The sequence below is a fragment of the Pantoea stewartii genome, from assembly GCF_011044475.1.
GTDB lineage: Bacteria > Pseudomonadota > Gammaproteobacteria > Enterobacterales > Enterobacteriaceae > Pantoea > Pantoea stewartii.
Genome location: NZ_CP049115.1, coordinates 1498089 through 1516959 on the forward strand (window position 1 = coordinate 1498089; position 18871 = coordinate 1516959).

At 49.3% G+C, this 18871-nt stretch carries 16 protein-coding genes and 4 pseudogenes; 6 read left to right on the forward strand and 14 right to left on the reverse strand.

What is annotated here, in order from left to right:
• Positions 1-162 precede the first annotated feature (162 nt).
• The 3 genes and pseudogenes from G5574_RS07040 to G5574_RS23640 form a co-directional block, all read right to left on the reverse strand.
• Positions 163-975, reverse strand: a complete 813-nt coding sequence (locus G5574_RS07040; RefSeq protein ID WP_164482365.1) for a DUF6387 family protein — start codon at positions 973-975, stop codon at positions 163-165.
• 692 nt (positions 976-1667) lie between these two features.
• Positions 1668-2186, reverse strand: a pseudogene (locus G5574_RS23635) (VasL domain-containing protein); the annotation flags it as partial.
• 87 nt (positions 2187-2273) lie between these two features.
• Positions 2274-2576 (reverse strand): annotated as a pseudogene (locus tag G5574_RS23640) (GIY-YIG nuclease family protein); the annotation flags it as partial.
• Between the two features lie 11 nt (positions 2577-2587).
• Here G5574_RS23640 and G5574_RS23645 point away from each other — a divergent pair.
• The 6 genes and pseudogenes from G5574_RS23645 to G5574_RS07075 form a co-directional block, all read left to right on the forward strand.
• Positions 2588-3259: pseudogene (locus tag G5574_RS23645) on the forward strand (VRR-NUC domain-containing protein); the annotation flags it as partial.
• Between the two features lie 9 nt (positions 3260-3268).
• On the forward strand, positions 3269-4498 hold the full coding sequence (locus tag G5574_RS07055; protein WP_164482367.1) for a DUF3396 domain-containing protein: 1230 nt from the start codon (positions 3269-3271) through the stop codon (positions 4496-4498).
• Positions 4499-4500: 2 nt separating this feature from the next.
• Positions 4501-4950, forward strand: coding sequence for a type VI secretion system baseplate subunit TssE (gene tssE, locus G5574_RS07060; RefSeq protein WP_164482368.1), 450 nt, complete (start codon positions 4501-4503; stop codon positions 4948-4950).
• Between the two features lie 14 nt (positions 4951-4964).
• Entirely contained in the window at positions 4965-5432 is a 468-nt protein-coding gene (locus G5574_RS07065) for a hypothetical protein (protein WP_164482369.1), read from the forward strand.
• Between the two features lie 121 nt (positions 5433-5553).
• Positions 5554-5952 carry a YdcA family protein gene (locus G5574_RS23985; RefSeq protein ID WP_164482370.1) on the forward strand — a complete coding sequence of 133 codons (399 nt, stop codon included), beginning with the start codon at positions 5554-5556 and terminating at the stop codon, positions 5950-5952.
• A 77-nt stretch (positions 5953-6029) separates the two neighbouring features.
• Positions 6030-7088, forward strand: coding sequence for a GIY-YIG nuclease family protein (locus G5574_RS07075; RefSeq protein ID WP_244964676.1), 1059 nt, complete (start codon positions 6030-6032; stop codon positions 7086-7088).
• 104 nt (positions 7089-7192) lie between these two features.
• On the opposite strand, the gene G5574_RS07080 is transcribed toward G5574_RS07075, so the two are convergent.
• The 11 genes and pseudogenes from G5574_RS07080 to G5574_RS07125 all read right to left on the reverse strand — a co-directional run bounded on the left by G5574_RS07080 (position 7193) and on the right by G5574_RS07125 (position 18828).
• Positions 7193-7996, reverse strand: coding sequence for a hypothetical protein (locus G5574_RS07080; protein ID WP_244964677.1), 804 nt, complete (start codon positions 7994-7996; stop codon positions 7193-7195).
• Between the two features lie 168 nt (positions 7997-8164).
• Positions 8165-8353 (reverse strand): hypothetical protein, encoded by a 189-nt coding sequence (locus G5574_RS23650; protein WP_244964678.1) that lies wholly within the window; start codon positions 8351-8353, stop codon positions 8165-8167.
• Between the two features lie 2 nt (positions 8354-8355).
• Complete coding sequence (locus G5574_RS07085) at positions 8356-8613, reverse strand: PAAR domain-containing protein (RefSeq protein ID WP_072000524.1); 258 nt, start codon at positions 8611-8613, stop codon at positions 8356-8358.
• 58 nt (positions 8614-8671) lie between these two features.
• Positions 8672-9901: a lysozyme inhibitor LprI family protein gene (locus G5574_RS23655; protein WP_244964679.1), complete on the reverse strand. Its 1230-nt coding sequence runs from the start codon at positions 9899-9901 to the stop codon at positions 8672-8674.
• Positions 9902-10236: 335 nt separating this feature from the next.
• Positions 10237-10617, reverse strand: coding sequence for a hypothetical protein (locus G5574_RS07095; protein ID WP_164482371.1), 381 nt, complete (start codon positions 10615-10617; stop codon positions 10237-10239).
• On the reverse strand, positions 10614-13358 hold the full coding sequence (locus G5574_RS23930) for a glycoside hydrolase family 108 protein (protein WP_164482372.1): 2745 nt from the start codon (positions 13356-13358) through the stop codon (positions 10614-10616). Before G5574_RS23930 ends, G5574_RS07095 begins: the two co-directional genes overlap by 4 nt.
• A gap of 182 nt (positions 13359-13540) precedes the next feature.
• Positions 13541-14023, reverse strand: a pseudogene (tssB, locus tag G5574_RS07105) (type VI secretion system contractile sheath small subunit); the annotation flags it as partial.
• Between the two features lie 996 nt (positions 14024-15019).
• Positions 15020-15721, reverse strand: coding sequence for a glycerophosphodiester phosphodiesterase (ugpQ, locus tag G5574_RS07110; protein ID WP_164482373.1), 702 nt, complete (start codon positions 15719-15721; stop codon positions 15020-15022).
• A 19-nt stretch (positions 15722-15740) separates the two neighbouring features.
• A complete protein-coding gene (locus tag G5574_RS07115; protein WP_164482374.1) occupies positions 15741-16847 on the reverse strand; it encodes an ABC transporter ATP-binding protein in 1107 nt (368 codons plus the stop codon).
• 5 nt (positions 16848-16852) lie between these two features.
• Positions 16853-17917, reverse strand: a complete 1065-nt coding sequence (locus G5574_RS07120; protein WP_164482375.1) for a carbohydrate ABC transporter permease — start codon at positions 17915-17917, stop codon at positions 16853-16855.
• Complete coding sequence (locus tag G5574_RS07125) at positions 17917-18828, reverse strand: carbohydrate ABC transporter permease (RefSeq protein ID WP_033740753.1); 912 nt, start codon at positions 18826-18828, stop codon at positions 17917-17919. The genes G5574_RS07120 and G5574_RS07125 overlap by 1 nt, the downstream gene beginning before the upstream one ends.
• Positions 18829-18871 lie beyond the last annotated feature (43 nt).

Sequence of the window (18871 nt, forward strand, 5' to 3'; positions counted from 1 at the left end):
ATATTATTTATAATATTTAATATAAGATAGCTTTTGGAAGCTGGTTGGATACAGGAGTTAACATTACCTTAACTCCCTTCCGGCTTTAACTGCTCAGCTCTGAAAAATCAATTTTAACTATCATATTCACAGCTTTGCTATTTTGAAAATTTTAAAAATTGATCAGCTAATTTTCCTTAACGCTGACACGCTCATATCCATCAGATGGCGATTCTTGTTAATAAAACTCTCAATGTTTTTACTGGTCTCACCTGACATAGCTTTCTCAGCTATTGGACGATCAGTGTCTTTGAGTTGCTCATCGCCTCGAACCTCATCTGTGAGCTTAGGATAAAGCAGTCTGGAAAGGATGGTGTTTGAAAGAGAAATATCTTTCAACTTAGCCCACATAAGCAGATCCATCATTGGAAGGATACGGTAGTCAGCCAACTTTAGAATCTTTCCCAGCCCAAAAGCCTCTTGCTTCCTGCCCTGGATTCCATACTCTTTCCTCCACACAGGAAGTAGCGCACGAAGCGAGCCTATGATTTCGTCATCCGATGAGCTTTCGAGGTCAAAGTAGGTATACACACGGCTTTCGTTTGTTCCCAGAACAACGGCTTTCATACTTTGAGTAAGTGGCTTATTCCTGACCTCTTTCTTAAGTTGATCACTACCTTTGACAAATGATTCTTGAGAGAACATTTCAAGAGATCTTCTGAGGCTTTCAATATGACCAAAAGTGACTTGTCGTATGTGCGTTTGGCTTTCTGCCAGATGAGTGTCGAGGTCAATTGTTTTACTGAATAGAGGTTTACCTGCAAGGATCTGGTCAAAATAAATATCCCCTTCTCCAAAAAACTCAATTGAGTCCAGGATGTTCTTTCTGACCTGTAACTCCTTATGTAAACCTTTCAAAGTGCAAGACTCAACATCAACATAGTTGTCGTAGTCAAACCAAGCCTGTAGCTCTTTGTAGATCTGAACCGTATCCATACCGAGGCCTTACATTTGTGTTTTTATAGCTCAATGTAGAAGTCAGCTCATCATCACCTTGAACCAGCTCTTCAATCAACAAGCTGTGAAACAGTAACAACGGCTGATAAAATTGAGTATAATTAAGACGCTTTTTTCAGTGTCTCACAACAGTTTTTAAGGTTATTTTTGAGTGTTGGTATCTATGATGGTATAAAAACCTTAACTCCAGTAAAAACCTTTCAAATCAGCATCTTAAACACCAGTTCGATTTCTGCAGGGGACACCACGTACAGCCTTCTGACATTCACCAAATTCACTCATCCTTCTTATCTTTAATACCGCCTCTGCTCAGCCTGGGTGACGACGGCCAGTTTCTGCGCATTTCAACATGAACGATTACACATACACATTTCCTGTTTAAGCATTCACGCTCTATTAAGGCTCAGAACGGCCGGCACTTTTAGGCAAGCGGCCAACATCTCATCGTGTTTTTTGCGACCAGCTTGCTCCTGTCGACAGACTGAAGAAAAGTGTAACGCCTGGCCGATAACACGCAATCTTCCTAAATAATCAAGTCGGGGACATTCTCAGAATCAGAAAGAAAATGAAGCGCCTTTATGTGGATCGCTACCCACTCGCTTCTTAAGCGCCCTGCGTAAATCAGAAAACCCGACAGAAAACGGCGTGCTCGCTTTGCCAGACGAGAGGTTTTATTTTTCTGCCTGCTGTTTCAGTTCGGCATAGCGGGCTGTCAGTTGTTTCAGGTGCATTTCCAGCTGAGATTGGGCAGCAGCAGGTAACGGTTTGCCCGCTGGGTGTTGCGACAGTACGCGCAGCTGTTCTTCAGCCGGTATGGACTGATTAAAGAACTGCATCGTGGCAAAAACCACTGATTTCAGCTCACTGACCGTTATGTATTTACCCTTCTGTTCATCAAGGCCATTTAATCTGTCGCTCAGTTTTTGTAGTGTCATCATTCCCTGAGACCAGCCATTGAGCTGCTCTGCCGGTAATGCGGCAGCACTGCGTTGTTGTTGCCATTGCTGTGCCAGAGACTTTGCCTGCTCCGGCCAGAGCGCCTGAGCCTGCTCTACAAGTTGTCGGCTGTAGTCAATGCTCCAGCCCGGCGGAAGCTTATCCAGACGGTTCAGCTGTTGCTGTGTTCGGGCGATCACGTTCTGCGGCAAAGCAGTCTGCTGACGCAATAGATCCACCTGTTCTGGCGTGACCGGGTCAGCAATATATTCGACCTTCCCGTGGTGACGTTCCACTTCATCAATAATCCGGCTGAGCTCGACCCGGAAGAATTCCTTACGCAGGTTAACCCGGTTAATCCGGTAGTTTTCCAGATGGTCATGCAGTGTCTTTTCAAGCGCAGGGGCGTCACCTTCAATATAGGGCCATTCAGTACGACCGGCATAGTGATAATCAGCCTGCTGCTGATGCTGGCAGCATTGATTATCGGCTGGGTGCTTGAAACCGTATTCGCTAAGAACGGTGAGAAACAGGGGAAGCTGGATGTGGTCGCCTCCGGACAGCAGGCTGCTGCATCCCAGCCTGAAGCAAAGCATACCGACGCGGACACCTCCCGGTTTGTGGCTGAGGCGCTGGTCGATCATCTGCGCCTGCGCTGACCATTCTGGAGATCCATGACTGCCGGCCTGAGGAGCAGCAGTGGAGCGATCAGGTGGTCAATGTCACGATGAAAGCCTGGAAGACCAGCGGGGCGAAATACTGGCCGCTGTTCCTGTACCCACCCATTTTCACACCACGCCCACCTGCCACCCAGGTTCCTGCGAAAATTGAGCCCTAGACGTATGCCGGGAAAGCCGTGGCAGACCTCAGTGAAGGGGCTGTCAACAATATCGCTGCCGGCTGGCATGCACTCTCAGAAGAGATGCAGCAAAAGCTCAGCCAGGCCGCAGGCTGGCTGAACGACAGCGGAGAATGGGTATACTCCCAGGGGCATCAGGCATGGCGCTGGGTCAGTCAGACGGGACGCGCAGCGGCGTCATGGACGGATGAACAGCTTCGGACTGCATGGCTGAAAATCCAGCAAGCCACCGATATGACGCTGGATATGCTGAAACAGGTCGACTGGGTACAGGTACTGACGGATGTGGCTGTCACGGTTGGCGTGGTACTTGTCGTAGTCGGTGTGGGGGTGTTGGTGGTGACGTTAGGTGTCCCGGAAGCCCTGCTGGCCGCGTTTTTACTAATTGTTCGTCTGGCGATCACCGCCTGGGAAGCGCTGGTAGCGGTTCTGGGAGCCGGAACCGTCGGTGCGCTGGCAACCCAATAAGGAAATGTAATGGAACTGAATGATTTAGAACTGAATTATATTGAAAAATTGTTGCCAGAAGCGTCGGTGAAGTACAAGGACGGCAGTCAGGCAGTAAATCTTGGCCTGATAATTACCGTATTTTTTAAGGATGGTCATACACCAGAAGTGCGCCAGAAGATGGTGGAGTGTGTGGATCGTTTTTATGATCAATTTAAATCTTATCTGAAGAAAACGGTAAATAGAAAAAAATGGACAGGAATTACGGAAAATAACTACCAGAAAAAAAGGCAAGAAATTCTGGACGCAACGCCAGAAGAGATTTTCTCATGGTATTTAGGGAGTTCAGAGAAAGACTATCATGCCCCTGATTATGAAATTATCATTATGGGGAAAAGGATATTCCATAATGACAGTAATCGTTCTGTTATCAAATTGACATTCCCGCTAACGATGTTAAAAGAATCGGATGGTAAAGAGCGTTACCAGTCCTGGTTGATGTGGCTGTGTAATACTTTTGCCGTTGAAAGTGGTTATGCTGGTCTGTCATTTATTCTGCCTTACGAATTTCACCGGATGTTCCCTTATGAATATAAACTGGCTCAGCGCTTTCCCGGCGTGATGGTGGATTCTATTGGCCCCCTTGAAGGCTCCGGGGCTGCAATCAGCCTGAAAGGGGCTTGTTGGTACACCATTCTGGGCAATGCCTGGTTGGAAAAGCTTGGCGGTGAAGAGAAACTGGTTCATCGGCTGAAGAACACACCAGAGATTGAACTGCTGCCGTATGATGGAGGCCTTATTCTCAAGGCTGGAGCACAACCGCCTGGTCTGGGTGAGACACAAACTGAAGAATTACCGCCCTTACTGGTGAAAGTAAATCAGATAATTAAGCCTGTACGATTTAACGGTTCACGCTCTCTACATTTCTACTCTGAACATGAAAACTTCCAGTTTGATAAAGAATCCACAATGAAGTGGTACAGACGCTTCGATGAAGCCAGTGCTGCGCTGGATAAAGACGATGAAGGTAAGTCCTGGGAGCCGGTCAGGATCACCTGCTGGAGTGGCGAAACATCACCGTTTGACGGTCGATGGGCCTCCATTGTTAACGGGGCGACGCAGTACACCCAAACCCGCGTTGGGCAGATTATGCCGCAGTATGAAGATAAGCATGGTCAGAAGCACCCGGCCCGTTGGTCACTGCTGGAAAGGGATGATGGCGGCAGCGTGTTTGACATAGCTCCTGATGAGGGAAATTGATCATGCCGCGCAATTCGCCCTCATTATGCGAGATGCTTTATGGCAATTTTGTCGGTAATCTCGACCTTCAGCATATCAGTGAAGAAAATCAGGTCATTTTGTCGGTTCTGGACAACATGCAGCGGATCCTTAACTGTCGCGCCGGTACTCTGGCACATCTGCCAGACTATGGTCTGCCAGATATGACCACTATTCTGCAGGGACTTCCCGGCACCGCGCATAAGCTGATGTCGACGCTGTCTGCGGTCTTGCTGAAATATGAGCCGCGCCTGAAGTCTATTGAGGTGCTACTGCTTGATCAGGAAATTCCTGGTGAACTCCGCTACGCCATAGATGCAGAACTTAGCGGCATTGGCCTCGTGCGCTACGGCACCGCGTTTATGCCCGAAGGTCGGGTCCTGCTGAGGCATCTGAAGCAACAACAGTATCTCGATACAACAACCCGTCTGTAAGGCCTGTTAACATCATGTCAGTAAAAACACAGTTCCTGAAAAAATTTCAGGCCAGGCAATCCGCCCCGGTTACGTTTACCAGCAAGACACAGGCCGATATAGCAGAATTTCGCTTGCGAATGACACAGCTGCAGGAGCAGATGGACACGTGGCTGGCCGATACCGGACTGAATGTGGAAGCGTTACCAGTATCCGTGACAGACCTGCTGGTGGGCGGGGCGTTTGATATGTCTGCTGCGGTGCTGCGTTACGACGAACGGTCAGTAAAATTTATACCGGTATATTTGTACGGCCAGGGTGTAACCGGGTGCGTGGAGGCGACCTTCCATAATGGGGGACTCGTGACGCCTCTGGGGCGATTATTTATGCGGTCAGGCACGGTGAACAACTGGACCTTTGTTCCGCCTGGTGCTTTATCTCCCTCCGGGCAGGCTTTTGATGAGAGCACATTTTTTGGTTTGATTCTGGTGCTCCTTCCATAGCGGAGTCGGAATGAGTAATAGTTTGTTTGCCTGTCTGTCATTGCATAATTACCTGGCGAAACAGTTAATAGCTGACGGAGAACAGAGCCACAATATAACGAAATAAATCACGGATATGGAAATGAGAAAATTAATCTTTCTTCTGGTCTCAGGAATATTGTTTACGGCACAAGCCGATGCTGCGCGTGGAAGGCAGCCCTGCTCAGGTTCAAAAGGCGGTATAGCGCACTGCACATCGGATGGCCGCTTTGTCTGTAATGACGGGAGTCTGAGCCAGTCGAAACGATTTTGTTCCGGGTATGGTTCCTCAGCAACCAGCAATTCGGTAAAACAGTCTACTTCCACTCGCAAAGCTAAGTCGAAAAAAGTGACAACGGCGAAAAAGCAGGAGCCGCAACGTGTTGCAGAAAACGACGAACCGGTCAGTACCCAACCCCGACAGCCCACATGCGCTCCCCTCTATATGGCCAGCAAGCCCGGATACACTCATTTACCGATTTGCTCAGGGAAACAGTATTAATTTGATATGGAAAAATTCTATTCCCATCATTCAGATTAAATTGTCAGGATAAAAATAAGAAAGGAAAGAAATAAAACATGGCAAGAAGAAAAAAAGATGACAATGCTGCGGGTATTATTCTGGTTATTATTGGTGTCATTGCCTGGGGTATTTATGTCGCAGTAAGAGCATTAATCAATCTTAATGAGCGATTTATTGAATCGGTGTCGAATCCGGCCGGAATCATCGGTCTGTTTTTTGGCTTACTGACAGCCGTTGCATTGATAATACGTGTTTTCATTTACCGGGGGTTCCGGAAGAAAACGGCGGAGCTTGAACAGGCCATATCGGACCTTGCACAGAAAGAGAAAGCCTTTGAAGAAACTGTCAGTACTGAAGTGGCTCGCGGCTTGTATCAGGAGAAGAAACAGCTTTCCGGCCAGTGGGATCACTTTCACAATGCCAGAAATAAAGCCTCCCGGGCAATGCAACGTATTGTGGACTCCGCGTATAAATTCAAAGTCAAAACCCTGCTTTCCGGCACCACGGTGAATAACTGGCAAAGCAAGTATGACCAGCTCAGGAAGGAGAGAGACGCTTACGCGGCCATTAGCGAGAAAATCACCTTTCTGGAACTTGAAGATAATGCCGACTGGGAAGGCGTAAAACAGCAGTTTCTGGATAAGGTCGCCCTGCTGGAAAAAGCGCAGGAAGAAAAAGAGTATCAGGCAGAGCTCAAGCATCAGATGAGGGAAGAAAAACAGCGTCAGGATGAACTGGAGCAGCAGCAGCGCGAAGCGGAAGAAGAGGAGCAACGCCTTGCTGAGCAGCAGCGTTTACTGGAGGAAGCCCTGCTCGCCGCTGAAGGTGCTCACAGGGAAGAGCTGGAAAGACAGCGTCTGGCGCTGGAGCAGAAAATCCAGGACGTGCATCAGCAGTATGAACGCGCCAAATCTATGGCACAGCTCACGAAACAGGGACATGTATATGTGATTTCGAATATTGGCTCCTTCGGTGAAAACGTATTTAAGATCGGTATGACCCGACGCCTGGAGCCTATGGAGCGTGTGAAAGAACTGAGCGGGGCAGCCGTGCCGTTCGATTTTGACGTCCACGCCATGATTTCCTGCGATGTCCTTAACCCACTCCGGCCATAACAAGAGTGCGCCGCCAATGAGGCAGACAGACAGTGCGCCCAGAAGCAGCGCAAGCAGAAAAGTGGATGCGATTTTCATAACGGAGGAGAGCAATCCCTTGAGAGTTATTCCGGGGTGACAATACAGAGTTGTCGGTTGTCTTCTGAAAGTTCGGTGACAATTAGCTGGGCTTCACTGTCGCTCAAACACTGACGGGCTGCCAGCTGTAACGCCTGCCAGGGAGCGGCAACGCCCGCAAACCCGACAACCGTATCAATATGTGTAATTTTATCGGCTTTAAGCCCCGGGGCATGCGCCTCCCGGGCCTTGCTGAAGATATCGCCGGAGGCCATCTGGCCGCCGCTGGTCCATGCCTGCTTCAGTGCATTTTTTTCCAGTCCTGACCACATCATGACACGCTCAAATGCACGGTCGAGATTGCCATCGCAACACATTTGCGGCCGGTGAATCCTGACCGGCACATCCGGGAAGTCCTTCAGGCGGAAGTTGGTCAGCAGTAACATGGAAATGGCCTCGCCACTGTCCTCTGGCGGGTGTTCGTAAAGCTGAGCGCTGACCACCAGTAACGCAGCAGCACGGTCATAATGGCAGTCCAGCCAGTAGTCCAGGATTTCCAGCCCCGTCAGGTCGCGAATGCGCACCAGCGGGCGAGTAACGCTTTTTTGCAGGAGCGAAGGCAGTGTCGAAAACTGTTCACCGGTATCCACCGCCAGATAGCAGCTCAGCGTCGACGGGAGCAACGACACCAGATTCTGGACGTGGGCGATTATCTCCTGAAAATAATGCCCCTCCCGGTCAGCCATCTCTCCGGTGGCGGCCAGCGCCCGGTGACGAACCGGATTGCCACCATTAACGGGCTCACAGGGCATCATCAGGGGCTTTTTGGCTAACACGGCCTCGTGTGTCATCGGGCTGGCAGACCCCAGCCCGTTAATCAGGACTTCACCGATAAGCCAGGCAAAGCGCTGACCACGCGCAACGTCTGCACGGTAGCGTGCGGCAGTCGTGGCATTTTTCTGGTCGCAGCGCCCGCAAAGAAGGGCATATCCCAGATAGCGTCCGACAACCAGCAGGCCTCACAACACGACAGGCAATCCTGTTGCCAGCCCCCAGAAAGCGGCACCTGAGCGCTCGCCCTTCCAGAACAGGAATGTGGTCGCAACCCCTGCCAACAACATCACAATGCCCAGGAGGAGCCAGCGTTTAAAACGCGGACGGGGCGGCAGTTTTTCCTGCGCGGGAATACGCTCAAGTTCAACCGGCACGTTTATCCCACCAGAGCATTGGGCAGTGAGCTGATAAGCGTGCAGCCGCAACCACACTTGTGGCCATGGAATGCCACAGGAACTCCGCGATCGCGATAATTTGGGTTACCTTCGACAATAGTGGTATCACCATGCTCAGGGCAGGAAACACGATCACCTTTACGGGCCACGCCAATATCACCAAAAAGCATGGTCGTTGAGCAGGACAATACGGCACCACCGTGTGTGGTTTTGTCGCCGAGACGGATTATTCCTTGCATGGTACATTCCTATTTAAATCACCTTAAATTTATATTTTACACAGCAACTCTATACATATTATTCCTTGGCTATATAGAAACCATATTTGATTTCATGCTCTCTATTACCAGAGTAGTCGATGTATTTGGCAATGATATATGACTCGCCATTGTAACTAAGATAATAAGGTTCAATCATACCTTCAACTGGCAAAATTCTTTGAGTGGTTTTGTTTTTTAAACTAGCTTTCCAGATGCAAGCCAAACCACCTTGATTATCAAAGTAAAAATCATCACCACTCCCCCACGTATAATTTCTTTCATACCCCCAATCATCTCGTTTCTCTTCAACTTGAGGCAGAAAAACATTGATACCCAGATCGGGTCTATTCGCTGGAAAATAATACACACCCTCATCGACGTTTGTTTGTCCTAAATCAGGAGAGGCAATACGCCATTTATTATCGGGTGAAATGATTTTACTAACACACAAGCTATCACCGCAATATCCTTTCCACACATGCGCATCAGATTGCTCGTTCATTTCATGCTTGATAAAGTACGGTACTGTGATCTGACCATCAATAGTATTAATTTCATATATATCTTCAGAGTCACCAGACCTAACTGCATATGTGGTAAGCGAATCACTACGCCCCTTCAAATATACATCTACATCTGCCCCCTCTCTTGAATATTTTGCTAATACTGTATTCTTACCGTCAATGTTCTTCATAAGAAAAATACTATCATCTGTCTTGACAGTGTACAATAAAACCAGATCATGCTTGACAATAAAATGAGTTAATATCTTCCAATAAAATACATCTTCAGCCAATGATGGCATCCCGAATTCTCGGTTAAGATCATATCCTATGACTAATGGCCTTATTCTCCATTGTTTGTCACTAATAGTAAATCCATATTTATTCACCAACCCATATTTCAAGGGTTTATCCAACTTGCTAAAAACTTCAGACACTGAACTAAAAGAAGGCATATAAGTCAACTCTCTATATCTGTTGTTATATGAGTTTTCTATGCATGAAGTATTCTCACCACATTTATTTCTTTGTTCTAACCATTCGATCTGTTGCCTTTTTAGGGTACCAATGCTCAAACTATCATTAATTTTTGATATGTATTTTTTGTTGGCAATATCATCAATCCCGCTTAGTGATGGATTATTGCATATCGTCCGCTCAGTTACATTTAATCCTTTTATATCACATTTAAATGCTGCGGCAAAAGTACCCATTGGAAATAAACCAAATACTCCAACTACCACCGCTAATTTTGTTAATTCCATTTCCTCTCTCAAAATAATTACTGGCAAACAAATGAACTGTCTTTATCGCAATGATGTTTAGCGACTATGTGTGATGGCTTATCGAGATTCTTCCCATTAACAATGTATGCATACTTATATCTATTAGCATGATTACGGGCCATACCGACATCACCAAATAATATGGTCATTTAGCGGGGAAATACTTCTACACCGTGTGTGGTTTTGTCACCGAGACGAATAATTCCTTGCATATACTTTTGCGTTCCTTTTTCATTCTTTAATCAATAGTGGAATAGATAAATCATCTTCCACATATAGCTAGGGAAACATTTGGAAACAACAACGAAATATCTTTACTTTTTATTAAACTCAATTACTTCAGGGACGGACATGTTAGCTTGAATGAAAGGAGATTTATCTTTTATTGTATAAATCAATTTATTGCCCTTAATTTCCGCGCTTGCTGTTCCTTCACCATCGAAAGTGCTTTCAAATTTAATATCTGCAACCCCATCTTTAACATCGCCATGGACGTTATCATCATCATCTTTTTCAGCACAATCTATTCGATTACCATTGTTTGTGATAAAACAATACTTACCTGTCACATGGCTACCTGTCTGAACAAGATCTATAGTAAATGAATTTGATTTACCCTTTTCTTCCCAATGACCTGTCATACAGGCCATTGAACTTGATGAAGCAAAGAGTAAAGCCAGCAATATCTTTTTCATACACTCACCTTTAAGCAATCATCTACGCGATTAATCCAACCTTTCAAGAACTTCACCTGTGCATTTGGTTTTCCATCAGTGACCGTCAAAGAGCGGTAGTAGTCTTTTCTTACATCAGCAATTCTATTAAGGAGTTGTTCTTGATTATCAATATCATTAACACAATTAATCATATCATCATCCATATGATTATTTATGCTAAGTTTCGCATTATACTCTCCATGCAAAAGCTTTCTAATTTGCTTTATTGCCCGGCCTGATGTAATAGTCCAATCATAAAACATAAAGGCAATTTTTGTATTTTCTAGTTTACAGAAGCCTTTTGGTTTCCAGTAATGATTGTAATAAATTGTTTCTGCTTGCTCTTTCGTCATTTCTTTAAGGGTTTTTGATGTTGCCGGGATATTTAGATCGCCAGGAGCAAATGCTTTCCATGTGTCAATTGTTATCCCCATATTAGTCTCGCCCCCTTTATCGTCAGGGTCATTAACATATCCCCCTTCATGGCGAAGAATTACACCTGAAACTTTCGAAAATAGTACCTTGCAGCGGTCACCTTCACTTTTGTGTAACGCATTTAAAAACACAACTGGATGCATATGCCAGACAAGCTTACCGCTGCTGAATTCGTCCACCTGACTCATCCATTCCATGTCGTCAAACCACTTTCTGACATAGCTGATACACAGCGGATCCAGCTGCTTTAAAAACGTTCTCCACCGATGATGGCTGCTGCCGCCAAACCATTCACTGTCGTGTCTGACTACCATTCGCGCCGCAATATCCCTGACATCCAGCTCTGCGTAATTAACCGCGTGACGCAATTCTTCGCCGAAAAGGTCACCACTGTTATCGCTGTCCATTTTTCTCAGCAGGGCTTTGTAGTAGTCAGAGACCTGTTTTTCCCGGATACCGCGTTCAGGGCGTACCCACTCCCCAATTCTGGTGAACCCGTCTTTGATCCACCCCTCTCGCAGGGATTTCGTCATATCGGATGTGGACGGTTCTTCAAATGCTTTAAAGCCAAGTTTATCCAGGTCGTACTGGCCGATATCCGCATCGACATCGTCTTCGCTTACCCAGGCCCCGTCTCCGGTATCAAACCAGCGCCTGCCGTTGCTGTCTATGAACGGATGGCATTTGTCCTGCGGCATAATTTTGTGAATATCTTTCTTTACCTGTCCTTTGGTCCGGGTGAAGGTATCGCCGGAACGGCTGTAAATGAAGCTTTCCGGGTGGATATAAATGTATTTCGGGCCACTCTTAACCTGTGCCTTATTGCTCAGAAAATCGACCATCCGGCTGTCGGTGCTGAGCACTTCAATGTGTGCGAACGCACTTTTCTCCACACCGTGTAAGTCGCAGGGCGCAATATCTTCCGCGAGGTAGCCCACCGCACCGCCAGCTGCAACTTCTGTTTTGGTTGCGGGTTTAACGACGGTATCAAATGTGCCCTGCGCTACAGCCTGCTGCATCCAGGCCGGCAGGTGTGCCCGCTGTTTACCGGCAGGTGTCATATATTGCGGGTCAAGCGACACCCAGAACGCCCCGCCGGTCATTTCGGATTTGCTGTTGAGCATCCGGGCAAGCCCGAACGTCTGTGTCTGTCCCTTCAGGTCGAAGGTGAGCTCACGCAGCACAATGACGCTGTCGCCCGTTTTCAGCTTATCCTTCGCAACCGGCGCCTTATCTCCGTCTTTTTCTTTGCCGGTGTATTCGCGCTGACTCAGCCCGTCCCCCTTGTCAGTAACCTGATACAGCTTGTGCTCCGGAAAGGCAGACAGCGGAGCAAGCCCGATATACAGCGAGTAAAAATCGAGGCTGTTGTCCTTTTTTTCGGGATCGGGGGTACAGGTCGATTTGACCAGCACAAACGTACTGGAATACTGCAGCGGGTTATTGATGTATTTACCGGTCAGATAGTCCTGGTTAATGCGCCAGGCCACCACTTCGCCGCCCGCCATAAACTGAAGCGGTACCGCCGTGTCTGCCGTCTCCTTTGTCAGCACAGAACCCGGGGCACTCTTACGGGTGATGTGGATCCCGCCGTGCCACATGTTATTCGTTCCGGCCAGCCAGGAGCCGTGTGGCTCCTGACAGAGCGGCTGCATCATGTCATCCAGGGTGGTGTACTGCTCGCCATTCGCTTTTCGGGCAGGAAAACAGATTTTCATTCCGGTTATCCTTAACGTGAAGGGATATTGCGTGTTTTGGGTGGCGTCACGCTGGCGTTTGTCTGGCTGAACTGCGGCGGTGTCCACATCCACCTGAACCAGCACATCACCTTGCTGCGCCTGCGCCAGTTGCTGTTGCAAGTCAGTAATTGCAGCCTGCTGACTGATGTCACGGCGACTGGCCATCAGCTCTTGTGCCAGCGCCTTTTCGTTACTGAAACGTACCTCCTGCTCCCCGATACGCGCTTCCAGTTCAGTCCTCTGCTGCTCAATCACGCCCAGGCGGTCACCATGACGGTTGCTGCCGGCGGCAATGTCTTCCTGCAGAGCCTGCTCTTCCAGTTCCAGTGCGGTCAGCTGTGCTTTCAGACGCACAATTTGTTCAGGCACCGTGTCGAGGCTCATGCGCACGCGTGCCGCGGCGGTGTCCAGCAGGTCAACAGCCTTGTCAGGCAGCTGGCGGCCGGTCAGATAGCGACGAGACAGGGTGACCGCCGCTTTGACCGCGTCGTCGGTAATGTGCACGTTATGGTGCTCGGCGTAACGGGATTTCAGGCCACGCAGCATCAGGCAGGCGGTATCATCGTCCGGCTCGTCGACCTTCACCATCTGGAAGCGACGCTCCAGCGCGGCATCGCGCTCGAAGTACTGCTTGTATTCGCTCCAGGTGGTCGCCGCGATGGTGCGCAGCTCGCCACGGGCCAGTGCCGGTTTAAGCAGATTGGCCGCATCTGCACCACCGGCCTGGTCAGCGCAGACAACTCAGACCGGAGTTCGGCGCTTAATGCCGGATCGAGCAGGATTTTTTCCAGCTCTTTTCGGAATGCCTGGTTGTCCAGCAGGTTGGCCTTTAAATCACGAAGTAAATTGCGCATGGAAAGCATGGCTTTGAGCTGAGGTATTTGTCGGGAGACCTGCTCCGGCGAGAAATCCTTCATGCTCTGAAAGGTCAGACGGATATTTTCTTCGCTACCGTCACCAGCAAGCGTGTTTTTAACGGTAAGACTGACTTTCGGGGAATATTCGGAAAGCACAGCGTCGAAATTATTTTTGTTCAGATTAACTTTTTTTCGCTCAGATAACGGTGCTGTCTCCTGCCCATGGCTGAAATCGCCCGCAACCAGCAATTTCAGAGGGAGCTCGGTTTTCTTGCTCGCGCCGCCGGTATGCAGATCAAGTTTCAGATTAATACGTGCTTTGGGTATTTCGGACTGAAAGGAAGAATTAGACATAGCTGTCCCTGTTCTATGAAGTTATAGAAGCGGTCACTGCCAGCGAGAAATTAAAAGAAAAGCAAACCCTTTATTAGCACTATCCCGGTTCCCGTCATCTGACAGGAATCAAAACCCCGGGATGTAAAGCGGGCGCATTCCATTCACCAGCACGTCGACACGGTATTTTTCAGGTACTTTTCAGAAATAAAAAAACGTCCAGCAAGCACCTGGAGACGGAGTTTATGAACGTTTCATGCATGACAGGAAATAAAAATATGTAACTAAAGGTTACAGAAATATACTTTAACAATATTTTATCATCTTTATGATTTATATGATTTTTATTTAAAAAACCCTTCAGAGCTTATGGAATAAAGGCGTTCATTAAGTGATCAATGTATTTCAGAGCATGACATGTGCAAAATCCCACCAGTCACATGAGAACGTTAATTTTTCATTGTTAAAAAAATAACTTTCAGGAAGCGAGTGTGAAAAGGGGGAATATGACGAGACCGTCATGTCAGCATAATTTCTTTTATTGACGTAAATCAATTCTGGTTATTTTCGCTTAAAAAAAACTGAAATCAATGTATGTCACCTGTCTGTATAAACGTATTTCAGACATCGGAGAGAGGAAAGATTATCGTTATCTGCGTGCTTGTCACCTGTGACCGCATCTGACCGCGAGTTATGCGATACCATCACTTACGTCAGCCAGAATAAATCCGGCCGGTGCACTCACCTGCAGCTATCGAAGATGATGAAATCAGCTGGTGTCACGATGCTGTTTGCGTTGGGAACGAGAGGTTTACAATTAAACGGAAGGGAACGGTGCAGGGCATATTTACGCGATCAAAACGCGTCGATATAACATCATTGTCAGGCACCCTCCAGGGCCGGGGCCTGCCAGATAATGTCGAAGGGCAGTACCGCAGCTGCCCTTCTCTGTTTACCCGTCATACCCGTAAACACGGGTAGCGACGCAGAGCCTTATCGTTCAGTCGTTCTGTAAACCTATCGCCGTGTGTGGCTAAAGAGATCCGGGCGATTGAGGTTAATATAATCGACGCCCGCCGCCGCAATTTCCTGATGAATCGCTATATCGTCATCACCGTAATAAACCATAATCTCAAGCCCGGTCTTACGGCTTGCTTCAAGAATACCGGGATGACGCATCTGCTCTACGTTTACCTCAATGATCGATGCATGATGCACGGTGGCAACGAGAGAGGGAGACATCGCGATATTGAGGGTCATCATTTTGCGAAAGTCCGGCGCAACGGCCTGAAGGCCAGCGCGCATCGTTTCGGAAAACGAAAAGAAAAACGTATCACGGACCATACCGAGATCGCGTACCAGTGCAGCCACTTTTACCGGATCGCAGTATTTCAGCTCAATATAAACGCCCGCGCGGCCGCGCAGATGTTCGAGATAGGCATCAAGTCGCGGCACCCTGGCGTCTTTAAAACGTTCATCGAACCAGCTTCCCGCATCCAGTGCATCAATATCGCGCGACAGAGCATACCCAACAGGGCCCGTCCCGTTCGTGGTGCGATCCAGCGTCTCGTCATGGATAACGTAGAGCACACCATCGGCGCTCTCCCGTACATCCAGTTCAATGTAATCAGCCCCCTGTTCAAGCGCCAGATCGGCGGCAAAGAAGGTGTTCTCTGGCGCAAAATGGTTGGCGCCACGGTGTGATACGATTCGGGTCATGGAAATCTTGTCCTGTAAGCTAGCCAGCGTGAACCTGTCTGCTGGGGTGGCCGGTTACGGCGAGGTTGGCATGAAGATCGACGATGCGTTTACCGACAGCATTGAAGATCAGAGTCAGTTCGGGTTGGCACGCTACTCCTACCCGGGAACCAGGCGCATGACGCACCGCTTCACCATATTCCAGCGCGCGAAGCGTGCCGGCCGGCGTGTCAATCGTGTAGAAAACTTCACGCCCCATCGGCTCAACGGTCATGATCTCCCCACACAAGGGAGCCTCGTCAGCGGCAATAAGGTTGATATCTTCCGGACGCAGACCAAAACAAACGGGGCCGTCGTATTCGTGGTTCAGTTCGAGTGTCGTTTGCCCCAGGTGCAGAAACCCGCCGACTGCCTGTCCTTCCACAAGATTCATCGGCGGCGAGCCGATAAACCCTGCAACAAAGCGATCGGCCGGACGTCTGTACAGGTCATCAGGTGTCCCAATCTGCACTATCTCGCCATGATTCATACAGATGATCCGATCGGCCATGGTAATGGCTTCCAGCTGGTCATGGGTGACGATCAAGGTGGTGAAGCCGAGACGTTTCTGGAGATTCTTGAGTTCCGTCCGCATGGTGATACGGAGCGTCGCGTCGAGGTTAGAAAGCGGTTCGTCGAGTAACAGAATATTCGGTTCCTTGACCAGTGCCCGCGCCAGCGCCACGCGCTGTTGCTGCCCCCCTGAAAGCTGCGACGGGCGTCGATCAAGCAGTGCGCTTATTTGCACCAGATCAGCCGCCTCCTCCACGCGCCTGGCAATGTGCTCCTTACCTGTTTTTTTAAAACGTAACGGAAAAGCGATGTTTTCGCGTACCGTCAGGTTCGGGTAAAGCGCATAAGACTGGAAGACGATACCGACGTTGCGATCGCGGGCATCGATGCGATTGACGTTGTGCCCGTCAAACGCGATTTCACCGCTGGTCGGCGCATAGAGCCCTGCCAGCAGAAACAGCGTTGTCGATTTACCGCATCCTGAGGGGCCGAGAATGGCGACGAATTCGCCGTTCTCAATGGTAAGATTCATCGGTTTCAGGACCTGAGTCTCGCCCCAGTTTTTGCTGACATTGTTAAGAGTGATCGAGGCCATGACAATTATCCCTTGATACCGCCAAAATTCATTTGAGTGATGTATTTCTGCGTAAAGGTGTAGAGAACGAGCACAGGGAGTAAATAAATGATGCCCACAGCGGCGATCATGCCGTAATCCGCACCCGTATTATCCTGTGCGACAAAGAACAGGTAGAGGCTCATCGTCATCTGGCTTTTGTCGATAAGTAACGTCTGAACAAAAACGTACTCCTCCCAACCACGTAAAAAGGTGAAGGTGGCAATCGCAATCAGTCCGCTACGCACCTGGGGCAACACCACCATACGAAAAGCCTGAAAACGGGTCGCACCGTCGGTCACCGCGCTCATTTCAATATCCCAGGGCACTGCGTCGAAAAAGCCCTTCAGGACGAAGATCGCATAAGGCAGCTCCAGCGCACTCATCACCATCACCACACCGAAAAGATGGTTGAGCAGGCCCATATAGTGAAGCTGGATAAAGATGGCGATGGTGAGCGCCAGCGCGGGGAAAGCATGTAACAGCAGCAAGCCGCGCAGAAAATTTTGCCGCCCGGCAAAGGCAAAGCGCGATAACGCGTAGGCGGCTGGGGTAGCGACGATCGTGACAATCAGCGTTTGTGAAACGCCAAAGATCAGCGAGCTTCCAAGTGCCGTCCAGGCCGATGGCATCAGGTCCACGCGCGTGGTGCCCGTATTCGCGATGTCGCGCATCCAGAGAAAACGGTAGTTGTGCAACGTCATGTGTGGCATCAGAAAAATCATCACAAGCAGCAGCACAACGATCCCCAGCGCAGCCCAGGACAATACCGGTCTGCGTAAACGCTCTGCCAGGAAAGCAAGCGCGATCGCTCCGATATACGCGACGCCCGCAATTGCGCTGGTGCGCCACAGAACCAGCCGGCTGACGGACGCATCAGACGTGGTCAGCGATTTGGCCAGAAGCCAGAGGTAAGGCAGCAGAATCGGCACTGACATCACCGTCAGGAAGAGAATGAGCGCAGAAAGGAAGCCGACACGGTTGATTGTGCCTCTGCGTTCAAGACGCGCCCATTTCGATTTGGCCACTGCCGGGTTTGGGACGAGTGACATCACAATACCTCGATTTTCGGCGCGGCAAACGTCGCGCGCATATTACTGACCCGCCATTGCATTAAGGTCACGCCTACGCCGATCACCATCAGGCCAAGCGCCAGCGCCGCGCCATAGGCGTAAGCCCCATTTTCAAAGGCGCGACGGTAGATATAGAGCGCATAAGGCGTCGAATCGTAGACGGGACCGCCACCGGTGATGAGCAGAATGTACTCGTAGGTCGTCAGCAAGGAGAGCCCCTGATAGATGGTGATAAACCGAATGGGCTGAGACAGTGCAGGGGCCACTACATAGCGCAGCACGCCCCATTCGCTCGCCCCATCCACTCGCGCCGCATTGGCAAGATGTGCAGGGATGGAACGAATGGATGAAGTCAGAATGACCATGGCAAACGATGCCCCGACCAGGCCATTTGCCACAATGATGAGAAACAAGGGGAAATCATTACGCAGATTCATGAGCGGCAGACCGAAGGATCCGGTTACCTGATTGAGCAAACCAGACGGCGTAGGATCGGCAACCCAAATCCACAGAATACTGTAGAGGACGGCCGGTGACATGCGTGGCAAAAGCCAGAGACCGCGAAAAAGATTGCCCAGCCTGTCGGGAATGGCCGTCGTTGTTATCGCCAACAGGACACCCAGCCCGACGTTAAAAATAAACAGCGTCGCCGTAACATAAATCAATGTCGTCAGCAGCACCGCAGGCATGCGCGCATCGCGTAAGACAATCCGCTCGACGTTTTGCAGCGTGAAGTGACCGACCCGCAGATCAGCACCCATATCGGTAAAGGCGATGACGGTATTGACGATAATGGGCGCCAGGAAAAAGACGGCCAACAGCGCGATAGCAGGTGCGAGATAGAACACAGGTCGGGCCGGCCGGTGCGCCCGAGGCTGAAACTGAGACATGACCACATCTCCCTGGAGAGTAAGCGACGCTTTACAGGCTAAG